The 20,281-nt window shown below is 62.1% G+C and carries 20 protein-coding genes; 14 read left to right on the top strand and 6 right to left on the bottom strand.

Annotated elements, in window-relative coordinates; genetic code table 11:
* Positions 1-150: 150 nt before the first annotated feature.
* Entirely contained in the window at positions 151-2,997 is a 2,847-nt protein-coding gene (gene rapA / locus PspCFBP13509_RS01215; RefSeq protein WP_137211459.1) for an RNA polymerase-associated protein RapA, read from the bottom strand.
* Positions 2,998-3,215: 218 nt separating this feature from the next.
* On the opposite strand from rapA, the gene PspCFBP13509_RS01210 reads away from it, so the two are divergent.
* Entirely contained in the window at positions 3,216-3,557 is a 342-nt protein-coding gene (locus PspCFBP13509_RS01210) for an aspartate-semialdehyde dehydrogenase (RefSeq protein WP_065926412.1), read from the top strand.
* On the opposite strand, the gene PspCFBP13509_RS01205 is transcribed toward PspCFBP13509_RS01210, so the two are convergent.
* From PspCFBP13509_RS01205 to PspCFBP13509_RS01195, 3 genes are all read right to left on the bottom strand, one after another.
* Positions 3,554-4,735 carry an aminotransferase class V-fold PLP-dependent enzyme gene (locus PspCFBP13509_RS01205; protein ID WP_137211458.1) on the bottom strand — a complete coding sequence of 394 codons (1,182 nt, stop codon included), beginning with the start codon at positions 4,733-4,735 and terminating at the stop codon, positions 3,554-3,556. The two genes, PspCFBP13509_RS01210 and PspCFBP13509_RS01205, sit on opposite strands and share 4 nt — an antisense overlap.
* Entirely contained in the window at positions 4,732-5,202 is a 471-nt protein-coding gene (locus tag PspCFBP13509_RS01200) for a RidA family protein (protein WP_074844295.1), read from the bottom strand. The genes PspCFBP13509_RS01205 and PspCFBP13509_RS01200 overlap by 4 nt, the downstream gene beginning before the upstream one ends.
* A 90-nt stretch (positions 5,203-5,292) precedes the next feature.
* Positions 5,293-6,165: a LysR substrate-binding domain-containing protein gene (locus PspCFBP13509_RS01195; RefSeq protein ID WP_137211457.1), complete on the bottom strand. Its 873-nt coding sequence runs from the start codon at positions 6,163-6,165 to the stop codon at positions 5,293-5,295.
* A 100-nt stretch (positions 6,166-6,265) separates the two neighbouring features.
* Here PspCFBP13509_RS01195 and PspCFBP13509_RS31410 point away from each other — a divergent pair, with 100 nt between their 5' ends.
* Positions 6,266-6,460, top strand: coding sequence for a hypothetical protein (locus tag PspCFBP13509_RS31410; protein ID WP_131697188.1), 195 nt, complete (start codon positions 6,266-6,268; stop codon positions 6,458-6,460).
* Between the two features lie 143 nt (positions 6,461-6,603).
* Positions 6,604-6,720: a cytochrome c oxidase subunit CcoM gene (ccoM, locus tag PspCFBP13509_RS32010; RefSeq protein ID WP_017530457.1), complete on the top strand. Its 117-nt coding sequence runs from the start codon at positions 6,604-6,606 to the stop codon at positions 6,718-6,720.
* A gap of 136 nt (positions 6,721-6,856) precedes the next feature.
* Here ccoM and PspCFBP13509_RS01185 read toward each other — a convergent pair whose 3' ends face one another.
* Entirely contained in the window at positions 6,857-8,332 is a 1,476-nt protein-coding gene (locus PspCFBP13509_RS01185; RefSeq protein WP_065928286.1) for an inorganic phosphate transporter, read from the bottom strand.
* A 312-nt stretch (positions 8,333-8,644) separates the two neighbouring features.
* The gene (locus PspCFBP13509_RS01180) at positions 8,645-8,845 is read right to left on the bottom strand and encodes a hypothetical protein (protein WP_003172389.1); all 201 of its coding nucleotides are present in this window, start codon (positions 8,843-8,845) and stop codon (positions 8,645-8,647) included.
* A 558-nt stretch (positions 8,846-9,403) separates the two neighbouring features.
* On the opposite strand from PspCFBP13509_RS01180, the gene pcaR reads away from it, so the two are divergent.
* The 11 genes from pcaR to pcaC all read left to right on the top strand — a co-directional run bounded on the left by pcaR (position 9,404) and on the right by pcaC (position 20,281).
* The gene (gene pcaR / locus PspCFBP13509_RS01175; RefSeq protein ID WP_025855315.1) at positions 9,404-10,246 is read left to right on the top strand and encodes a pca regulon transcriptional regulator PcaR; all 843 of its coding nucleotides are present in this window, start codon (positions 9,404-9,406) and stop codon (positions 10,244-10,246) included.
* Between the two features lie 145 nt (positions 10,247-10,391).
* On the top strand, positions 10,392-11,732 hold the full coding sequence (locus PspCFBP13509_RS01170) for an MFS transporter (RefSeq protein ID WP_065947329.1): 1,341 nt from the start codon (positions 10,392-10,394) through the stop codon (positions 11,730-11,732).
* 146 nt (positions 11,733-11,878) lie between these two features.
* On the top strand, positions 11,879-12,736 hold the full coding sequence (locus tag PspCFBP13509_RS01165) for a CoA transferase subunit A (RefSeq protein ID WP_065928284.1): 858 nt from the start codon (positions 11,879-11,881) through the stop codon (positions 12,734-12,736).
* Positions 12,736-13,515 (top strand): CoA-transferase subunit beta, encoded by a 780-nt coding sequence (locus PspCFBP13509_RS01160; protein WP_065928283.1) that lies wholly within the window; start codon positions 12,736-12,738, stop codon positions 13,513-13,515. The genes PspCFBP13509_RS01165 and PspCFBP13509_RS01160 overlap by 1 nt, the downstream gene beginning before the upstream one ends.
* A complete protein-coding gene (gene pcaF / locus PspCFBP13509_RS01155; protein WP_178084536.1) occupies positions 13,512-14,714 on the top strand; it encodes a 3-oxoadipyl-CoA thiolase in 1,203 nt (400 codons plus the stop codon). Before PspCFBP13509_RS01160 ends, pcaF begins: the two co-directional genes overlap by 4 nt.
* 17 nt (positions 14,715-14,731) lie before the next feature.
* Positions 14,732-15,436 (top strand): protocatechuate 3,4-dioxygenase subunit beta, encoded by a 705-nt coding sequence (pcaH, locus tag PspCFBP13509_RS01150; protein WP_065928281.1) that lies wholly within the window; start codon positions 14,732-14,734, stop codon positions 15,434-15,436.
* A 1-nt stretch (position 15,437) separates the two neighbouring features.
* Entirely contained in the window at positions 15,438-16,004 is a 567-nt protein-coding gene (gene pcaG / locus PspCFBP13509_RS01145; protein ID WP_065928280.1) for a protocatechuate 3,4-dioxygenase subunit alpha, read from the top strand.
* A gap of 154 nt (positions 16,005-16,158) precedes the next feature.
* Positions 16,159-17,454: an MFS family transporter gene (locus PspCFBP13509_RS01140; protein WP_065938827.1), complete on the top strand. Its 1,296-nt coding sequence runs from the start codon at positions 16,159-16,161 to the stop codon at positions 17,452-17,454.
* Between the two features lie 10 nt (positions 17,455-17,464).
* Positions 17,465-18,829 (top strand): 3-carboxy-cis,cis-muconate cycloisomerase, encoded by a 1,365-nt coding sequence (locus PspCFBP13509_RS01135; protein WP_137211455.1) that lies wholly within the window; start codon positions 17,465-17,467, stop codon positions 18,827-18,829.
* A 10-nt stretch (positions 18,830-18,839) separates the two neighbouring features.
* Entirely contained in the window at positions 18,840-19,631 is a 792-nt protein-coding gene (gene pcaD / locus PspCFBP13509_RS01130) for a 3-oxoadipate enol-lactonase (RefSeq protein WP_065928277.1), read from the top strand.
* Positions 19,632-19,882: 251 nt separating this feature from the next.
* The gene (gene pcaC / locus PspCFBP13509_RS01125) at positions 19,883-20,281 is read left to right on the top strand and encodes a 4-carboxymuconolactone decarboxylase (protein ID WP_065928295.1); all 399 of its coding nucleotides are present in this window, start codon (positions 19,883-19,885) and stop codon (positions 20,279-20,281) included.

The following is a 20,281-nucleotide window of genomic DNA, read 5'->3' as shown; positions in this document are numbered from 1 at the left end:
TTGCCCCCGCTCACCACAGAGTTATGTGTCAGCCTTTAAGAGTTGTGTAGATACCTATGCCCCGATGAGGCCCGCAACGCCAACGCTGTTCTCAAGTGAATAAAAAAGGCCCGCAGTGCGCGGGCCTCTATTAACAGGGCAGGGCGGTAATCAACCGGCCACCAACACCCGAATCGCCTCCAGTCGCAGCGCCGCCTTATCCAGCATGGCCAGGCCTTGCTCGCGTTGGTTACGCAGGGCAACCAATTCGCTGTCGCGGACGGTCGGGTTGACCGCTTGCAAGGCCGTCAGGCGCGCCAGTTCTTCGTCGGTGTCTGCCGCCAGGCGACGCTTGGCTTCGGCCACACGTTCGGCGTGACGCGGTGTGATCTTCTCTTCACCGGCGTTGATCCGCGGTGTGAATTGATCGCGCTGGGCCTGCACGAACTTGTTGGCGCTGGCCCGTGGCACGCTTTCCAGCTGGTCGTTCAAGGTTTCGAACGAGACACGGCCAGACAGGTCGTTGCCATTGGCATCCAGCAGGCAGCGCAGCGCCGCCGGCGGCAGGTAGCGGCCCAGTTGCAGTGCGCGCGGCGCGACCACTTCGCTGACGTAGAGCAGTTCCAGCAACACGGTGCCAGGCTTGAGCGCCTTGTTCTTGATCAGCGCCACGGCGGTGTTGCCCATGGAGCCGGACAGCACCAGGTCCATGCCGCCCTGCACCATCGGGTGTTCCCAGGTGATGAACTGCATGTCTTCACGGGACAGCGCCTGGTTACGGTCGTAGGTGATGGTCACACCTTCGTCGTCGCCCAGGGGGAAGCTGGCGTCAAGCATCTTCTCGCTGGGCTTGAGGATCAGCGCGTTTTCCGAATGATCTTCGCTGTCGATGCCAAAGGCGTCGAACAGGGTTTCCATGTAGATCGGCAGGGCGAACTGGTCGTCTTGCTCGAGGATGTCCTCCACCAGCGCATCGCCTTCACCGGCACCGCCGGAGTTGAGTTCCAGCAGGCGGTCGCGGCCGGTGTGCAGTTCCTGCTCCAGGCGCTCGCGCTCGGCACGGGCCTCGTCGATCAGGGCTTGCCACTCGCTGTCGTCGGCGTTTTCCAGCAGCGGCAGCAGGCGCGGGCCGAACTGATGCTGCAAGGCGTTGCCTGTCGGGCAGGTGTTGAGGAACGCGTTCAAGGCTTCGTGGTACCACTGGAACAGGCGCTGTTGCGGGCTGGTTTCCAGGTAGGGCACGTGCAGTTCGATCACATGCTTCTGGCCGATCCGGTCCAGACGGCCGATCCGCTGTTCCAGCAGGTCGGGGTGGGACGGCAGGTCGAACAGCACCAGGTGGTGGGAGAACTGGAAGTTGCGGCCTTCACTGCCGATTTCCGAGCAGATCAGCACCTGGGCGCCGAATTCCTCATCGGCGAAGTAAGCAGCGGCGCGGTCACGCTCGAGGATGTTCATGCCCTCGTGGAATACCGTGGCCGGGATGCCGGAGCGCACGCGCAGGGCGTCTTCCAGGTCCATGGCGGTTTCGGCGTGGGCGCAGATCACCAGGACCTTGGTGCGCTTGAGCATTTTCAACTGGTCGATCAGCCATTCGACGCGCGGGTCGAAGCGCCACCAGCGGTTTTCTTCGTCGATGTCCGGTTGCGACTGGAAGCTGACTTCCGGGTACAGCTCGGCGTGTTCGCCCAGGGGCAACTCGAGGTATTCGTCCGGGTTTGGCAGCGGGTAGGCGTGCAGCTTACGCTCCGGGAAGCCCTGCACGGCGGCACGGGTGTTACGGAACAGCACGCGGCCGGTGCCGTGGCGGTCGAGCAGTTCACGCACCAGGCGCGCACTGGCTTCGGCGTCGCCATCATTGACGGCGGTCAGCAGCGCTTCGCCTTCGTTGCCGAGGAAACCCTGGATAGTCTTGTGCGCGGCAGGCGACAGGCGGCCCTTGTCGAGCAGCTCCTGCACGGCTTCGGCCACCGGGCGATAGTTCTCGCTTTCGGCACGGAAGGCGTGCAGGTCGTGGAAACGGTTCGGGTCCAGCAGGCGCAGGCGCGCGAAGTGGCTGTCCTGGCCCAGCTGTTCCGGAGTGGCGGTGAGCAGCAGCACGCCCGGGATGACCTCGGCCAGTTGTTCGACCAGGCTGTATTCCGGGCTGGCTTTGTCTTCATGCCAGACCAGGTGGTGGGCTTCGTCGACCACCATCAGGTCCCAGCCGGCGGCGAACAGTGCGTCCTGGGCCTTCTCATCGTCCACCAGCCACTCCAGCGCGACCAGGGCCAGCTGGGTGTCTTCGAACGGGTTGGCGGCATCGCTTTCGATAAAGCGTTCTTCATCGAACAGCGCCACTTGCAGGTTGAAGCGGCGGCGCATTTCCACCAGCCACTGGTGCTGCAGGTTTTCCGGTACCAGGATCAGTACGCGGTTGGCGCGGCCCGACAGCAGTTGGCGATGGATCACCAGGCCCGCTTCGATGGTCTTGCCCAGGCCCACTTCGTCCGCCAGCAAGACCCGTGGTGCGATACGGTCAGCGACTTCACGGGCGATATGCAATTGGTGGGCAATAGGTTGCGCACGCACGCCACCCAGGCCCCACAGCGAGGATTGCAATTGGCGGCTGGTGTGTTCGAGGGTGTGATAGCGCAGCGAGAACCAGGCCAGCGGGTCGATCTGCCCGGCGAACAGACGGTCGCTGGCCAGGCGGAACTGGATAAAGTTGGAGAGCTGGGTTTCCGGCAGGGTGACCTGCTCGTTCTGCCCATTGAGGCCGTGGTAGACCAGCAGGCCGTCGACGTCATCGACTTCCTGCACGGTCATTTTCCAGCCTTCGAAATGGGTGATGGAGTCACCCGGCGAGAACCTCACACGGGTGAGGGGCGCATTCCGTAGCGCATACTGGCGGGTGTCGCCAGTGGCCGGATAGAGCACGGTCAACAAGCGGCCGTCCTGTGCCAGAACGGTGCCTAACCCCAGCTCTGCTTCGCTGTCACTAATCCAGCGTTGCCCCGGTTGATACTGCTGCGCCATGCTGCCTGACTCCCGCCGTGAAAAAGCCGACTATGTTAACGGAACAAGGCCCCACGCCCAAGGACTCTGACAAAAACTACTCCGTTTGGGCGGCCGGGTGAGCACGCAATCGACGGGTGGAGGGCACTTGTGAGTGTCGACTGGGTCACAGGTTGGCGAACCTGCGCTCAAGTCGTCGCGCGGCCCGCCGACAGCCTGCTGACAGGAGAACAACTATCATGCTTCCACCTATGCTGCCCGTCAGCGTCGTACCGGTTACGTCGCAACTCGACCCGGTCCGCCAGAAACCCGATATTCCGCCCGTGGTCCCTGTGCAAGCGGGCTCCAACGAAAGCACTATCGACCTGAAAAAGGGCGATGCCGAGCAGTCGACTTTTTTGCTGCGCGAGGAACAACGCCGCCAGCAGGAACAGCAGAAACGCCGGCGCGAAGCCGATGAGGACCCGGATCAGCACTTGGCGATCCCGGGCGACCTGCTCAATGCCGACAACACCGTACCGGTTGTGCCGCTGATCGAAGATGCGCCGCGCCAGGGCTTGTGGGTGGACGTCGAGGTTTAGCCCCGCAGTTCCCGCAGTGCGGTCATCAGCAATTCGATGTCGTGATCGTTGTTGAGCGGGCTGACGGAGATCCGCGCAATGCTGGTCAGGCCCCGGGCCTGCATATCCAACGGGGTGTAGGCCACACCGTTGGCGCCGATGTTGATCCGCTTCAATCCCAATTGCCGTTTGAGTTCGAAGGCGTCCCAGCCGGCGAGGTTGAAGGCGATCAAGCCCGATTGAAGCGTGCCCAGGTCATGCAGGGAAATACCCGGAATCCCGCGCAATGCTTCGCGGATTCGCCTGCTGGTGTGCGTGACCTTTTCCCACACACGCTCGATCCCCAGCTGATTCATCTCCTGCAGTGCATTGCCCAGGCCTGCCAACAGGGCAAAGGACACCTCGCTGGTCTCAAAGCGCCGGGCGTCGTTGCGCAGGTCGAAACCGTCGGCGCTCCAGGGGGCGGAAAACACGTCGCGCTGGGCGGGGTTCAAGTGCGGGAGGAAATCCGGCCGCACATACAGCAGCGCCGTCCCCCGTGGCCCGCGCAGGTGCTTGCGCCCGGCCGCCTTGAGCACATCGCACTGCAACGCCTGCACATCCACCGGCACCTGGCCGACGGCTTGGCCGGCATCGATAAAGTAGGCGATGGCATGACGCCTGGCCACTTCGCCGATGGCCTGGGCGGGGTTGATCAGGCCGCCGTTGGCGGGGAGCCAGGTGAGGTCGATGAGCTTTACGCTTGAATCGAGCATGGCTTCCAACGCCACGGGGCACACCGCGCCGGTGGCATCGCAGGGGATGACGTCCACCCGCGCGCCGGCTTGCACCGCCAACTGCATGCTCGCCAGGTTGCCGCCCCATTCGTGGCGTCCTACCAGAATGCGGTCGCCCGGCTGCCACGGGCCCAAGGCCTGGAACGCCATGCTCCAGGCGGTCGAGCCGCTGCTGGCAAAGGCAATCGATGGGATGGGCGCGTTGAGCAACTGCGCGGCAGCGCGGCGAGCTTTCTCCACCAGCACGGCACCCTGTTCGCCGGCTTCCATCGGGCCGTCGCGGGCTTCGCGTTGCAGTTGGCCGATGATGGCATCGAGGGTCGCCTGGCTCGGCAAGGAGGCGCCGGCAGGGTTGAAGTGCACGGTGCCCGACTGGCAGCCGGGAGTGCCATCGCGCAGGTGTTGGACCTCAAGCGGGCTCACGGCTGCAACTCGAAAATCCCGTCAACCTCCACCGCCACGCCGGCCGGCAGGCTGCAGACACCCACTGCCGTACGCACATGCCGGCCCTTTTCGCCGAGGGCATTCACCAGCAGGTTGGACGCACCATTGGCCACGGCGCCCTGGCGCTGGAAGTCGCTGCTGCTGGCGATAAACACCCCCAGGCGCAGGACGCGCACCAGACGCGACAGGTCATCGCCCAGGGCATCGCTCAATTGCGCGAGCAAGCCCAGTGCAGCCAGTTCCGCGGCCTGGCCACCTTCTTCCTCGCTGAGGGATTCGCCCAGGCGGCCCACGTAGGCAGGCTTGCCGTCTATCAGCGGGATTTGCCCAGAGATAAACAGCTGGTTCTGGCTGACCACATGGTTGATGTAGTTGGCAATCGGCTGGCTGGGTGATGGCAGCGTCAGGCCGAGGGCTTGCACGCGGTGGCGGAGGGAGTCGCTCATGGTGAATCCTCTGGGGTCAGGAGGTTTCAGCATGAGGGGCAGGGGGAGCGTCGACAAACGGATAGATCTCATTCGACGTATCGAAATAACTCACGTGTCGCGGCAGATGTCCTTCAACCACTCGCTGAAACACCGCGCGGCGTCGCTGGCAGGGCCTTGCGCTGCAATCAACCAGTAGCCTATTTCACTGTGATAGGGCGGCCAATCGAAGGCTTCTACCAGGCTGCCATCATCCAGCCTGCGTTGGATCAAGCGATGACGGCCCATGGCAATGCCCTGGCCGGCCACTGCGGCTTCGACCACGATGTTGTAGTCGTGGAGCATGACGCGCGGGTGGTGCTTGAGGTCGACTTGATAATGCCCAGACCAGTCCGTCCACTCAAAAGGCCGGTGCGAAGTGGCCATCAACAGCGCACCGTTGTGCACTTGGCTGGCCTTGAATGCCGGGCTGCACACCGGTGAGATCACCTCCGGCATCAGTCGCGTGGCCTGCACGTCGGGCCAATCGCCTTTGCCGTAGCGAATAGCCAGGTCGACTTCAGCAGCGGCGACGTTGGCCAGTTGAATCGCCGGCAGCAACTCCACCTGAATATGCGGATAGCGGTTGAGAAAACCGGCCAGGCGCGGCGCCAACCACAGGGTGGCGAAAGACGCCAGCAGGCCGACACGTAACACCGTGGCGCTGGGTACCAGCCGTTGGGCGCGGGTTGCGACGGCGATGGCGTCAAGAGCTGGGCGGATTTCAGCGTAATACTGCTGGCCGTCTGCGGTCAGATCGATCGCGCGGGTGCGTCGGATAAACAGCGATTTACCCAGGTGCTGTTCGAGCTTTTGTACCTGATGGCTCAGGGCACTCTGGGTTACCGACAATTCCCGCGCTGCCTTGATAAAGCTCAAGTGCCGGGCCACGGCTTCAAAGGCGCGCAGGGCCAGCAGCGGCGGAAGATCCTTATGCAGTGCCACCTGAATGGGCCTCCTTGAGTGGTTGGAAAGTGCCGATTTTGGGCGTCGGTCGGCCTTTTGTCGCCGGTTGATTTGCCGTCGGGCGCAGGAGTCCGCATTATTGAGCCTTACTCGCCACGACGTAAGCCAAGCCATGAGTGATGACGACAAGCTGATCGACCTGAACGCCGAACGTGCCAAGCGCGTGCATGACCTGAATGACAAGCGCCTGAATGAAGTGCGCCAGGCGTTTGAACAGGCGATGCCTTTAGGCAAAGCCAAGAAAAAATCAAAGAACAAACCCAAAAAGCGTTAAAACGGCCTGCATCTATTGATGCAGGTCAGTTATTACCCTTCTTTACGCCCCGTCGCGGGCGACATTGATCCCCGTCAATTTTTCAATCCGCCTTCTCCATTAACTTAGCCCTATCGCAACAAGGCAAGTGCAGGAGGCCGGTCATGTTTATCGATAATGTGGTATTCGCCGGAGTGCTGACTGTAAGCCTCATGGTGCTGTTTTTTGTAGGGTTTGGATTTTTTATCTGGAAAGACGCGAACAAGCGTAAAAAACCTTAGGTCTTTCCGGGTTACATGAGCACGCAAGGCATTTTGGGCGACTTCGGTCGCCCTTTTTTTTGGGTGTTCATTTCAGGTCCATAAAAAAAGGTGCGGTCCTCACAGAGGCCGCACCTTTTTTGTCAGCGCCTGGCTATCAGTTGCCCAGTGCCTTGGAGGCCAGCCAGAACAAGCCGGCCGAGAGGCCTACGGTCGCAGGCAGGGTCAACACCCAAGCCATCAGGATGGTCTTGACCGTGCCACCTTGCAGGCCGCTCTTGTTGGCGACCATGGTGCCCGCCACGCCGGAAGACAGTACGTGGGTAGTGGAGACCGGCAGGGCGAAGATATTGGCAAAGCCAATCATCGTGGCGGTGGTGATCTGTGCCGACATGCCCTGGGCATAGGTCATGCCCTGCTTGCCGATCTTCTCACCGATCGTCAGTACCACACGCTTCCAGCCCACCATGGTGCCCAGGCCCAGGGCCAGTGCGACCGCGAGGATCACCCAGAACGGCGCGTACTCGGTGGTGGCGGTCAGGTCTTTGCGTAGCTTGTCGAGGTCGGACTTCTCACGCGCATCAAGGCCTGGCAGCTTGCCAACTTTCTTTGCGGTGTCGTCCAGGCACAGCAGGTAGCGGCGAACTTCGATACGTTGATCGGCGTTCAGGGAGTGGTAGTCGGAGACACCTTTCAAGGTGCTGACGAGCGCATTGATGGTGGGCTCGGTCTGCTGCGGGTTGCACTGAAACTTGCCTGGCAGATCGTCTTTCACGCTTTTGCCCAGTGCCAGGAATTCGCCGAGCGTGGCGTTGTTACGCTGGTAGAACTGGCTCAAATGCACGGTAGCGTCGCGAGTGCGCTCGATCTGGTAGGTGGTGCTGCCCAGGTCGAGTACGAACTGCGCCGGCACGATACCGATCAGCACCAGCATGATCAGGCCGATGCCCTTCTGGCCATCGTTGGAACCGTGCACAAAACTCACGGCCATGGCCGAAATCACCAGGACCAGGCGGTTCCAGAACGGCGGGTGCTTCTTGTCGTCGAGCTTGCGGCGCTGGTCCGGGGTCTTGTGCATCTTCGACAACGGGCGCCACCATTTCAGGCCGATCAGCACCAGGGCTGCGACCAGGAAGCCGGCCATCGGCGAGAACACCAGGGACGCGCCGATATCGACGGCCTTCTGCCAGTTCACACCGTCAGCCAGGGGGATGTCGTTGATCAGGGCATTGGCCAGGCCGACACCGAGGATCGAACCGATCAGGGTGTGGGAGCTGGAGGCGGGGATACCGAAGTACCAGGTGCCCAGGTTCCAGGTGATCGCCGCGGCTAACAACGAGAAGACCATCGCCAAGCCATGGCCGGTGTTCACATTGATCAGCAACTCCACGGGCAGCAGGTGCACGATGGCGTAGGCGACACCGACACCACCGAGCAACACGCCGAGGAAGTTGAACACCCCGGAGAAGAACACGGCCAGATGCGGCGGCATGGCTTTGGTATAGATGACTGTGGCCACCGCGTTAGCGGTGTCATGAAAGCCATTGATGAACTCGAAGGCGAGGACAAAGGCCAGGGCGAGCAACAGGCTCACGAGAACCCAAGCATCCAGTCCGCTGAATAAATCGATCATGAAGGTTTTCTGACCCGGTCGTAAGGGGGCGCGATTATGCCAGAAAACCTCGGTAATCGATGCACTAGCTGCTCATCGGTATCAATCTTCATCGAATCGCCATGGGCGAAAGCTGGCGATCCCAGGGTTTTCGGGGCTTTGGCAAGTCTTTGATTTATAAAGCCCAGGGCTGAAAGGACAGGGTTTTGTCACCAAATCGTCATGCCTGAAACATTTGTATGAAATTTTACAGACGATGGTGGGATTCAGGTCGGCTGGAGGATGGCTAAATGGCATCGCTGCAGGCAGGGCCCTGGACTCGCTCCGAAGCGCTTATGGCTCTTCGGCCTTGAGTTCCTGTTCAATCTTTTGGATTTCCTGGGCAAATGCCTGGTCGAGCAGGCTGGCTCGCTTGCGCCATGGTTTGCGTTCAGGTTCAGGCTGGGCGGCATAGGTGGTGACTTCCCCGCCGTAAACGTCCTTGTAACGTTGCTCCTGGCGCTCAAGTTCCGCGCGCAGTTCATCTTTCGTCACGTTGTTACCTAATTGAGTTGGGTGTAAGTACATGGCAGTGTTTGGCCTGAATGTCGCCCTCGGGTTGTTCCAACTTGAACCCACGAAGTGTTCAAGTTTGAATGAAAACGGGAGGCCACTGTTGGGCGGTCATTCCAGGCAGGTAGTTGCGATCGTCCATGCACGACCTGTGCATGGTTTGGCGAGTTCCAGCCTCAATATGAAACCGGGCTCTCCTCCGCACAGGATGCATTATAGCGGCGCATTTGAATAACACTATCGGCATAAAGTTAAAAAGCGTCAACTTTGTGTGAGTGTTTTGTTACGTCGACGCGTCAGTATTTGCTGAAATTCTGGCGTCATAAACTCAACAAGGAAACAAGCTATTAAATTAACGGCTTAACATCGCCGGGGACGTGGTTGATAGATCGCCCTCAGGCGTAGCGCTAAATTGCGATAATCGCATGATTGTCCGATAATCGCCCAATGTTGCGGGGCCTGCCTTGTGCATCACGGCCGGCCCGGCTTGTAATAGCAGCCCAATCCCCTGCGGTTGACAATAAGAGAAAGGAACCTGGCATGAACGATCAATTGCGCAACTCTTTCGCGTCAGTGGCGCCGCCGATCGTTGCCTCGCCGGCCAAGCGTATCCAGGCGTTTACCGGTGACCCCGACTTCATGACCTCCCTGGCTCGCGGCCTGGCGGTGGTGCAGGCGTTCCAGGAGCGCAAGCGCCACCTGACCATCGCCCAGATCAGTCACCGCACCGAGATCCCCCGCGCCGCCGTACGCCGTTGCCTGCATACCTTGATCAAGCTCGGCTACGCCACCACCGATGGGCGCACCTATTCATTGCTGCCCAAAGTCCTGACCCTGGGGCATGCCTACCTGTCCTCCACGCCATTGGCGGTATCGGCCCAGCCTTATCTGGACCGTATGAGCGAGCAACTGCACGAAGCCTGCAACATGGCCACCCTCGAAGGCGACGACATCCTCTACATCGCCCGTTCAGCCACCACCCAGCGCCTGATTTCCGTGGACCTGTCGGTGGGCGGACGGTTGCCGGCCTATTGCACCTCCATGGGCCGCATCCTGCTCGCGGCATTGGATGACGCCTCGCTGCAGGACTACCTCGACCATGCCGACCTGCAAACCAAGACCAGCCGCACCCTGACCACCCCTGAAGCCTTGTTCGAATGCCTGCAACAAGTGCGTCAGCAGGGCTGGTGCATTGTCGACCAGGAACTGGAACAGGGCCTGCGCTCCATCGCCGTGCCGGTGTATGACGCGTCCGGCCAGGTGCTGGCGGCGCTCAATGTCAGTACTCACGCTGGACGGGTCAGCCGCAGCGAGCTGGAGCAGCGTTTCCTGCCGAGCATGCTCAGTGCCAGCCGTGAGTTGAGTGCGCAGTTGTTTGCCTAAGGTGTTCGGTGACCGCACAGATCCCCGCTTGATCAATTGACGATGTTTCCCCCGGCTTATTACTGTGCGGCAGCGCTCTTGAGGGCGCCCCAATAATAATGACGGCCCCAGGCCGTTGGCCCGCCATCGGTGTGGAATAAGAATAATGAATCAGCCTTCTGTCGGTACCACCCTGGACGTGCAGTCCTTTATCAACACCCAGCCACTGTCCCGTTACCAGTGGCGCGTGGTGATCCTGTGTTTCCTCATTGTTTTCCTCGATGGCCTCGACACCGCCGCCATGGGCTTTATCGCGCCCGCGCTGTCACAGGACTGGGGCATCGACCGCGCCAGCCTTGGCCCGGTGATGAGCGCTGCGTTGATCGGCATGGTATTCGGCGCCCTGGGTTCCGGACCGTTGGCTGACCGTTTCGGGCGCAAGGTTGTGCTGGTGGGCGCGGTGCTGGTGTTTGGTGCGTTCAGCCTGGCCTCGGCCTACAGCAGCAGCGTGGATCAATTGCTGGTGCTGCGTTTTCTCACCGGGCTGGGCCTGGGTGCCGGCATGCCGAACGCGACGACCCTGCTCTCCGAATACACCCCTGAACGCCACAAGTCGCTATTGGTGACCAGCATGTTCTGTGGTTTCAACCTGGGCATGGCCGGTGGCGGGTTTATCTCGGCCAAGCTGATCCCGGCGTTCGGCTGGCACGCCTTGTTGATGATCGGCGGCATCCTGCCGTTGATCCTGGTGGTGGTGCTGATGCTGTGGCTGCCGGAGTCGGCGCGTTTCCTGGTGGTGCGCAACCGAGGCACCGACAAGGTGCGCAAAACGCTGTCGCCCATCGAACCCTCTATTGTTGCCCAGGCCACCGCCTTCAGCGTGCCCGAACAAAAAACCGTCAAGGCGCGCAACGTGTTCGCGGTGATTTTCTCGGGCACCTACAGCGTCGGCACCTTGCTGCTGTGGCTGACGTACTTCATGGGCCTGGTGATCGTGTACCTGCTGACCAGTTGGCTGCCGACCCTGATGCGCGACAGCGGCGCCAGCATGGAGCAGGCTGCGTTTATCGGCGCGCTGTTCCAGTTTGGTGGCGTATTGAGTGCCGTCGGCGTGGGATGGGCGATGGACCGGTTCAATCCCCACAAGGTCATCGGCACTTTCTACCTGCTGGCCGGGGTGTTTGCCTACGCGGTCGGGCAGAGCCTGGGCAATATCACCCTATTGGCCACCTTGGTGCTGGTCGCCGGGATGTGCGTCAACGGTGCGCAATCGGCGATGCCGTCCCTGGCCGCGCGCTTCTACCCAACCCAAGGCCGCGCCACCGGCGTGTCGTGGATGCTCGGCATCGGCCGTTTCGGCGCGATCCTCGGCGCGTGGATGGGCGCCACCTTGCTCGGCCTGGGCTGGAACTTCGAGCAGGTGCTCACCGCCCTGGTCATTCCGGCCGCTTTGGCCACAGCAGCCGTGGTCATCAAAGGCATGGTCAGCCATGCGGATGCGACCTGAGATCAATCGATAGCCTGCCAACAATCCGTTCGATAATCGAACGCTGAGTCGATTATCGGATTGTTTGGCCGATTTCCCCGGCTTAATCTTCAAGCACTTCGGCGCCACCTCAGCGCCTTTTCGATCCACACCGGGAGCCCAACCCCATGGCTGAAATTCTTGCGCTGCGTGACGCGGTGAAGCAATTCGTGAACGACGGCGACACTGTCGCACTGGAAGGCTTCACCCATCTGATCCCTACGGCAGCGGGTCATGAAATCATTCGTCAGGGCAAGAAAGACCTGACGCTGGTGCGTATGACGCCTGACCTGATCTACGACCAGTTGATCGGTGCCGGGTGTGCGCGCAAGCTGATTTTCTCCTGGGGCGGTAACCCGGGTGTAGGTTCCCTGCATCGCCTGCGTGACGCGGTCGAGAAGCAATGGCCGCAACCGTTGGAAATCGAAGAACACAGCCACGCCGACCTGGCCAATGCCTACGTCGCCGGCGCATCGGGCCTGCCGTTCGCGGTGCTGCGCGCCTACGCGGGTTCCGACTTGCCCAAGGTCAACCCGCTGATTAAGACCGTGACGTGCCCGTTCACCGGTGAAGTGCTGGCAGCGGTACCGTCGGTGCGTCCGGACGTCACCGTGATCCACGCGCAAAAGGCTGATCGCAAGGGCAACGTGTTGCTCTGGGGCATTCTTGGGGTGCAGAAGGAAGCGGCCCTGGCGGCCAAGCGCTGCATCGTCACCGTGGAAGAAATCGTCGATGACCTGAACGCGCCGATGAACAGCTGCGTGCTGCCGACCTGGGCCCTCACTGCGGTGTGCCACGTACCCGGTGGTGCCCATCCGTCCTACGCCCACGGCTACAACGAGCGTGACAATCGCTTCTACCAGGCGTGGGACCCCATCGCCCGCGACCGTGGGACCTTTACCGCCTGGATGGATGAATACATCCACGGCACTGCCGATTTCAGTGAATTCCAGGCCAAGCTGACCACGCAGCAGGAGGCCAAGTAATGGCTTACTCGACCAATGAAATGATGACCGTCGCCGCCGCGCGCCGCCTCAAGAACGGCTCCGTGTGCTTTGTGGGCATCGGCCTGCCGTCCAAGGCCGCCAACCTGGCACGCCTGACTTCGTCGCCGGATGTGGTGCTGATCTATGAGTCCGGCCCGATTGGCGCCAAGCCCAGCGTATTGCCACTGTCGATCGGTGATGGCGAGCTGGCGGAAACCGCCGACACCGTGGTGCCGACCGGCGAGATTTTTCGCTACTGGCTGCAGGGCGGGCGTATCGACGTGGGCTTTCTCGGTGCCGCGCAAGTCGACCGCTTCGGCAACATCAACACCACCGTGGTCGGTGATTATCACCAACCCAAGGTGCGCCTGCCGGGCGCCGGTGGCGCGCCCGAAATCGCCGGCTCGGCCAAGAGCGTGTTGATCATCCTCAAGCAGTCGTCCCGTTCGTTTGTCGACAAGCTGGACTTCATCACCTCGGTCGGCCACGGCGAAGGTGGGGATTCGCGTAAACGCCTGGGTCTGCCGGGTGCCGGTCCTGTCGGAATCATTACTGACCTGTGCATCATGGAACCGGAAGAGGGCACCCACGAATTCGTGGTCACCGCCCTGCACCCAGGGGTGACCCGCGAGCAAGTCGTAGCGGCCACCGGTTGGGCGGTTCGATTTGCCGAGCAGGTCAGCACCACCGCCGAACCGACCGAGGTCGAGTTGACCGCCCTGCGTGACCTTGAAGCACGTACGGCCGCCGCCCACGGCCAAGCACCGGGAGAAGCCTGATGCGCGAGGTGTTTATCTGCGATGCGATTCGCACCCCCATCGGCCGCTTTGGCGGTGGCCTGTCCAGCGTGCGCGCCGATGACCTGGCGGCCGTGCCGATCAAGGCGCTGATCGAGCGCAACCCTTCCGTGGACTGGTCGGCCGTTGACGAGGTGTTCCTCGGCTGCGCCAACCAGGCCGGTGAAGACAACCGCAACGTCGCCCGCATGGCGCTGTTGCTGGCCGGCCTGCCGGAGAGTATTCCGGGGGTGACCCTCAACCGTTTGTGCGCCTCGGGCATGGATGCGATCGGCACCGCGTTTCGCGCCATCGCCAGCGGCGAAATGGAGCTGGCGATTGCCGGTGGCGTCGAGTCGATGTCCCGTGCGCCGTTCGTGATGGGCAAGGCTGATGCGGCGTTTTCGCGCAACATGAAGCTGGAAGACACCACCATCGGCTGGCGTTTTATCAATCCGTTGATGAAAGCCCAGTACGGCGTGGACGCCATGCCGCAGACCGCCGATAACGTCGCCGACGACTACCAGGTCTCCCGCGCCGACCAGGACGCCTTTGCCCTGCGCAGCCAGCAACGCACCGCCGCCGCCCAGGCGGCCGGATTCTTCGCCGAAGAAATCGTGCCGGTGCGGGTCGCCCATAAAAAAGGCGAAACCGTGGTGGAGCACGATGAGCACCCCAGGGATACCACCCTTGAAGCCCTGGCCAAACTCAAACCGGTCAACGGCCCGGACAAGACCGTCACCGCGGGCAATGCCTCTGGGGTGAACGACGGTGCGGCCGCAATGATCCTGGCGTCTGCCGAAGCGGTTAAAAAACACGGCCTGACTGCCCGCGCCCGCGTGCTGGGCATGGCCAGCGCCGCTGTCGCGCCACGGGTGATGGGCATGGGCCCGGTGCCGGCGGTGCGCAAGCTGGTGGAGCGCCTGGGCCTGGCCGTCACTGACTTCGATGTGATCGAACTCAACGAAGCCTTCGCCAGCCAAGGCCTGGCGGTGCTGCGTGAACTGGGCATCGCCGACGACGCACCCCAGGTCAACCCGAACGGTGGCGCCATCGCACTGGGCCACCCCTTGGGCATGAGCGGTGCGCGGCTGGTACTGACGGCCCTGCATCAGTTGGAAAAAACCGGCGGCCGTAAAGGCCTGGCGACCATGTGCGTGGGCGTCGGCCAAGGCCTGGCCCTGGCGATTGAACGCATCTAATAAGAGAGGACTGCTCCATGAGTGACAAGCCCGGTTACCGGCGCCCGCAAGCGGGCACTCAGCCTGATTACCTGCACCCGGCCTACCAGTCGACGAACCTGCGTTCGCCGTCCCAGCCGTTGGTGTTCCTGCCTCATTCCTTGTCGGAAATCACCGGCCCGACCATCGGCGCCGAACGCCTCAGCGAGAAGGACAACGACCTCACCGCCCAACACGACGGCGAGCCCCTGGGCGAACGCATCATCATTCACGGCCGCGTGCTGGATGAAAACGGCCTGCCGGTGCCGGGTATCCTCGTGGAGATCTGGCAGGCCAACGCCGCCGGTCGCTACAACCACAAACGTGACCTGCACGATGCGCCGCTGGACCCGAACTTCACCGGCACCGGGCGCACCGTCACCGACGCCGATGGCTGGTACCAGTTCCAGACCATCAAGCCCGGCGCCTACCCGTGGGGCAACCACCACAACGCGTGGCGCCCGGCGCATATCCACTTTTCGCTGTTCGGCCCGAGCGTACTGACGCGCCTGGTGACGCAGATGTATTTCCCCGGCGACCCGCTGCTGGAATACGACCCGATCTACAACTGCGTACCGGATACCAGCGCCAAGGAACGCCTGATCGCCCGTTTCGATCTGGAAAAGACCATTCCTTCCTATGCCCTCGGCTACCGCTGGGACATCGTCCTGCGCGGCCGCGACGCCACGCCGATGGAGAAATGAGATGACACTCAACGCGACCACGTCCCACACCGTCGGGCCGTACTACCACATCGGCCTGACCTGGCTGAACCGCGAAGACTTGACCGTCGCCGCCACCCTCGGCGAGCGCGTGGCGATCAGCGGGCAAGTGGTGGACGGCAACGGTGATGTTGTCAACGACGCCATGCTCGAAGTCTGGCAGGCCAATGCCGCCGGCAAGTACGACCACCCTGAAGATGAGCAGGACAAGGCGCTGGACCCGAACTTCGAAGGCTTTGGCCGGGTGCCGGTGGATGCCGAAGGGCGCTTCCGCTTTACCACGATCAAGCCGGGCAGCGTGCCGGGCCTGCAAGGCACGACCCAGGCGCCGCACCTGGTGGTGCTGGTGTTTGCCCGTGGGCTGGTGAAGCACCTGCTGACGCGGATTTATTTCGAGGGCGAGGCGTTGAACGGGGACGACCCGTTGCTGGCCTGTGTGCCTGCCGAGCGGCGCGGCACGTTGATTGCCAAGCGGGATGCGGCGGGTGTACATCAGTGGAATGTGATTTTGCAGGGCACAGATAAGGAGACGGTGTTCTTCGATTATTGATCGGTAGCAGCGGTAAGTTTCAAGCTGCAAGCTACAAGGAAGAGCAGTGACCGCGTCGGTTTTTCTCTTGCAGCTTATAGCTTGCTGCTTGCAACTACCTCCGGTTGTTGCAAAGTATGTCTAGGCTATAACCGTTCCCACTGAGTGAAAAACCATGACAACAACCACCAGTCACTACACCGGAGAAGAGCGCAGCAAACGGATCTTTGCGATTGTCGGTGCCTCCTCCGGCAACCTGGTCGAATGGTTCGACTTCTACGTCTATGCCTTCTGCGCCATTTACTTCGCCCCAGCGTTTTTTCCGTCGGATGACCCCACGGTCCAACTGCTCAACACCGCTGGCGTGTTCGCTGCCGGCTTCCTGATGCGCCCCATCGGCGGCTGGCTGTTCGGCCGGGTCGCCGACAAGCACGGACGCAAGAATTCGATGATGATCTCGGTGCTGATGATGTGCGCCGGTTCCCTGGTCATCGCCTTTTTGCCCACCTACAAAGACATCGGCGCCTGGGCCCCGGCTCTGCTGCTGGTGGCGCGGCTGTTCCAGGGCCTGTCGGTGGGGGGCGAATATGGCACCACCGCCACCTACATGAGTGAAGTCGCGCTCAAGGGCCAGCGTGGGTTTTTTGCCTCGTTCCAGTACGTGACCCTGATCGGTGGCCAACTGTTGGCGGTGCTGGTGGTGGTGATCCTGCAACAGATCCTCACTGAGGAAGAACTGCGGGCCTGGGGTTGGCGGATTCCGTTCGTGATCGGTGCGATTGCCGCGGTGATTTCCCTGCTGCTGCGCCGCACCCTCAAGGAAACCACCAGCAAGGAAACCCGCGAGGACAAGGACGCCGGCAGTATCGCCGCGCTGTTTCGTGACCATAAGGCGGCATTCATCACCGTGCTCGGCTACACCGCAGGCGGTTCGCTGATTTTCTACACCTTTACCACCTACATGCAGAAGTACCTGGTGAACACCGCCGGGATGCACGCCAAGACCGCCAGTTACATCATGACCGGCGCGCTGTTCCTGTACATGTGCATGCAGCCGCTGTTCGGCATGCTGGCCGACAAGATCGGCCGGCGTAACTCAATGCTGTGGTTCGGCGCGTTGGGCACACTGTGCACGGTGCCGATCCTGCTCAGCTTGAAAACCGTCAGCAGTCCGTTCCTGGCGTTTGTGCTGATCACCCTGGCCCTGGCGATTGTCAGCTTCTACACCTCGATCAGCGGCCTGGTGAAGGCGGAAATGTTCCCGCCACAAGTGCGCGCCCTGGGCGTGGGCCTGGCCTATGCGGTGGCCAACGCAATCTTCGGCGGTTCGGCGGAATACGTGGCCCTGGGCCTCAAATCCATGGGCATGGAAAACACCTTCTATTGGTATGTCACCGGCATGATGGCGGTGGCCTTCCTGTTCAGCTTGCGCCTGCCGAAACAGGCGGCGTACCTGCATCACGATTTGTAAGGGATGAGTTATGACACTGCGCACGAGCAATCAACTGTTCGACGCTTACTTCACCGCTGACAGCATGGCCGAGGTGTTCTGCGACCAGGGACGCCTGCAGGGCATGCTCGATTTCGAAGCCGCGCTCGCCCGGGCGCAGGCCCGGGTCGGGTTGATCCCCCAGGCGGCCGTGGCGCCGATTGCCCAGGCCTGCCTGGCGTCGCTGTACGACGTGGATGCCCTCGGTGTGGCGATTGCCACGGCGGGGAATTCGGCGATTCCGCTGGTGAAGGCGCTGGGCAAGTTGATTGCCAGCGGGGATGCCGGGGCCGAACGCTATGTGCACCTGGGCGCGACCAGCCAGGACGTGATGGACACCGGGCTGGTGCTGCAACTGCGCCGGGCCCTGGGGTTGATCGAAACGGATCTGGCGCGTCTGGGCGATGTGCTGGCCGCCCAGGCCCAGCGTTATGCGACGACGCCGTTGGCCGGGCGTACCTGGTTACAACACGCGACGCCGGTCACCCTGGGGATGAAGATTGCCGGTTGGCTGGGCGCGGTGACGCGCAGTCGCCAGCGTTTGAAAGAACTGCAACCGCGTTTGCTGGTGCTGCAATTCGGCGGCGCGTCCGGGACGTTGGCGGCACTCGGTGAACACGCCATGCCGGTGGCCGAGGCGCTGGCGTCGGAGTTGCAACTGAGCTTGCCTGAACAACCCTGGCACACCCAACGGGATCGTCTGGTGGAGTACGCCTGCGTCCTGGGCCTGATCGCCGGCAGCCTCGGCAAACTGGGTCGCGATATCAGCCTGCTGATGCAAACCGAAGCGGCCGAAGTGTTCGAGCCGTCGGCGCCCGGCAAGGGCGGTTCGTCGACCATGCCGCACAAACGCAACCCGGTGGGCGCCGCTGTGCTGATCAGCACCGCCACGCGCGTGCCCGGCCTGGTGGCGACGATGTTCAGCGCCATGCCCCAGGAACATGAACGCAGCCTGGGCCTGTGGCACGCCGAATGGGAAACCTTGCCGGAGATTTGCCGCCTGGTGTCCGGGGCCCTGAAACAAGCGCTGCTGGTGAGCGAAGGGTTGGAAGTCGACCCCGGACGCATGGCCCACAACCTCGACCTGACCCAAGGGCTGGTGCTGGCCGAAGCCGTCAGCATCGTGCTGGCTCAACGCCTGGGCCGGGAAACCGCGCACCACCTGCTGGAGCAATGCTGCAAACGCGCCGTCGCAGAAGGGCGCCACTTGCGCGCGGTGCTGGCGGACGAACCGCAGGTCACCGCCGAGTTGTCCGCCCCTGAGTTGGACCGCCTGCTCGACCCGGCCCACTACCTGGGCCAGGCGCACACCTGGGTCACTCGCGCTGTCACCGAACACTTTGCATTGACCGCCTAAGGAGAACGCTGTGGCTTTCGTACAACTCGCCGAGGGCGAACTGCATTACCAACTCGATGGCCCCCTGGACGCACCGGTGCTGGTGCTGTCCAACTCGCTGGGTACCGACCTGCATATGTGGGACATCCAGATCCCGGCGTTTACCGAGCATTTCCGGGTGTTGCGTTTCGACACCCGTGGCCACGGCAAATCCCTGGTGACCGAGGGACCGTACAGCATCGAGCAGTTGGGCCTCGACGTGATCGCACTGCTGGATGCGCTGGATATTCAGCGTGCACATTTTTGCGGGCTGTCCATGGGTGGCTTGATCGGCCAATGGCTGGGGATTAATGCCGGTGAGCGCCTGCAGCGCCTGGTGGTGTGCAACACCGCCGCCAAAATCGGCACGCCGGAGATCTGGAACCCACGGATCGAGATGGTCCAGCGTGATGGCGCGGCGGCCATGGTGGCCTTGCGCGATGCGTCGATTGCGCGTTGGTTCACCGCCGATTTTGCGGCAGCCAACCCGCACCAGGCCAAGCAGATCACCGACATGCTTGCCGCGACTTCGCCCCCAGGTTACGCGGCCAACTGCGCCGCCGTGCGTGATGCCGATTTCCGTGAGCAGTTGTCGAAGATCAAGGCGCCAACCCTGGTGATTGCCGGCACTGAAGATGCCGTCACGCCACCGGCCGGTGGTCACTTTATCCAGCACCATGTGCAGGGCGCCGAGTACGCCGAGTTCTACGCGGCGCACCTGTCCAATGTGCAGGCCGGTGCTGCGTTCAGTGATCGGGTTATCAAATTCCTGCTGGCCCGCTGAGGCCGCTGTTGTGGCAACTGGCTTGTTGTGGCAAGTGGGCTTCCTGTGGTGAGCGGGCTTGCCCCGCGTTGGGGCGCGAAGCGGCCCCAAATCAGGCGCCACGGTCTGTCTGAAATAATTCGGCGTCCGTATTGGGGCTGCTTCGCAGCCCAGCGCGGGGCAAGCCCGCTCACCACAAGAAGCCCGCTCGCCACAGGAGCCCGCTCGCCACAGGTCATCGAGTTGAAATCTTATTGAACCAGGAGTTTTTTGTGGACGAGAAACAACGTTATGCCGACGGCCTGCAGGTGCGCCGCGAAGTGCTGGGCGATGCCCATGTCGACCGCAGCCTCAACGCGCTGACCGAGTTCAACAGCGAGTTCCAGGACATGATCACCCGCCACGCCTGGGGTGACATCTGGACCCGCCCCGGGCTGCCTCGCCACACCCGCAGCCTGATCACCATCGCCATGCTGATCGGCATGAACCGCAGCGAAGAACTCAAGCTGCACCTGCGCGCCGCCGCCAGCAACGGCGTTACCCGTGCCGAGATCAAGGAAGTGCTGATGCAGAGCGCGATCTATTGCGGGATCCCGGCGGCGAATGCAACGTTCCACCTGGCTGAATCAGTGTGGGACGAACTGGGGGTTGAGTCCCGCCCGCCGAAGTAA

The organism is Pseudomonas sp. CFBP13509 (assembly GCF_005233485.1).
Classification (GTDB): domain Bacteria; phylum Pseudomonadota; class Gammaproteobacteria; order Pseudomonadales; family Pseudomonadaceae; genus Aquipseudomonas; species Aquipseudomonas marginalis.
Note: the sequence above shows the minus strand (reverse complement) of the source record. Positions and strands in the feature narration are given on the sequence as shown.

What these genes read in the sequence shown, in the direction of transcription:
- rapA (WP_137211459.1), bottom strand. Translation starts at nt 2,997, where the DNA reads ATGGCGCAGCAGTATCAACCGGGGCAACGCTGGATTAGTGACAGCGAA.
- PspCFBP13509_RS01210 (WP_065926412.1), top strand. Translation starts at nt 3,216, where the DNA reads ATGCTTCCACCTATGCTGCCCGTCAGCGTCGTACCGGTTACGTCGCAA.
- PspCFBP13509_RS01200 (WP_074844295.1), bottom strand. Translation starts at nt 5,202, where the DNA reads ATGAGCGACTCCCTCCGCCACCGCGTGCAAGCCCTCGGCCTGACGCTG.
- ccoM (WP_017530457.1), top strand. Translation starts at nt 6,604, where the DNA reads ATGTTTATCGATAATGTGGTATTCGCCGGAGTGCTGACTGTAAGCCTC.
- PspCFBP13509_RS01185 (WP_065928286.1), bottom strand. Translation starts at nt 8,332, where the DNA reads ATGATCGATTTATTCAGCGGACTGGATGCTTGGGTTCTCGTGAGCCTG.
- pcaR (WP_025855315.1), top strand. Translation starts at nt 9,404, where the DNA reads ATGAACGATCAATTGCGCAACTCTTTCGCGTCAGTGGCGCCGCCGATC.
- PspCFBP13509_RS01170 (WP_065947329.1), top strand. Translation starts at nt 10,392, where the DNA reads ATGAATCAGCCTTCTGTCGGTACCACCCTGGACGTGCAGTCCTTTATC.
- PspCFBP13509_RS01165 (WP_065928284.1), top strand. Translation starts at nt 11,879, where the DNA reads ATGGCTGAAATTCTTGCGCTGCGTGACGCGGTGAAGCAATTCGTGAAC.
- PspCFBP13509_RS01160 (WP_065928283.1), top strand. Translation starts at nt 12,736, where the DNA reads ATGGCTTACTCGACCAATGAAATGATGACCGTCGCCGCCGCGCGCCGC.
- pcaH (WP_065928281.1), top strand. Translation starts at nt 14,732, where the DNA reads ATGAGTGACAAGCCCGGTTACCGGCGCCCGCAAGCGGGCACTCAGCCT.
- pcaG (WP_065928280.1), top strand. Translation starts at nt 15,438, where the DNA reads ATGACACTCAACGCGACCACGTCCCACACCGTCGGGCCGTACTACCAC.
- PspCFBP13509_RS01140 (WP_065938827.1), top strand. Translation starts at nt 16,159, where the DNA reads ATGACAACAACCACCAGTCACTACACCGGAGAAGAGCGCAGCAAACGG.
- PspCFBP13509_RS01135 (WP_137211455.1), top strand. Translation starts at nt 17,465, where the DNA reads ATGACACTGCGCACGAGCAATCAACTGTTCGACGCTTACTTCACCGCT.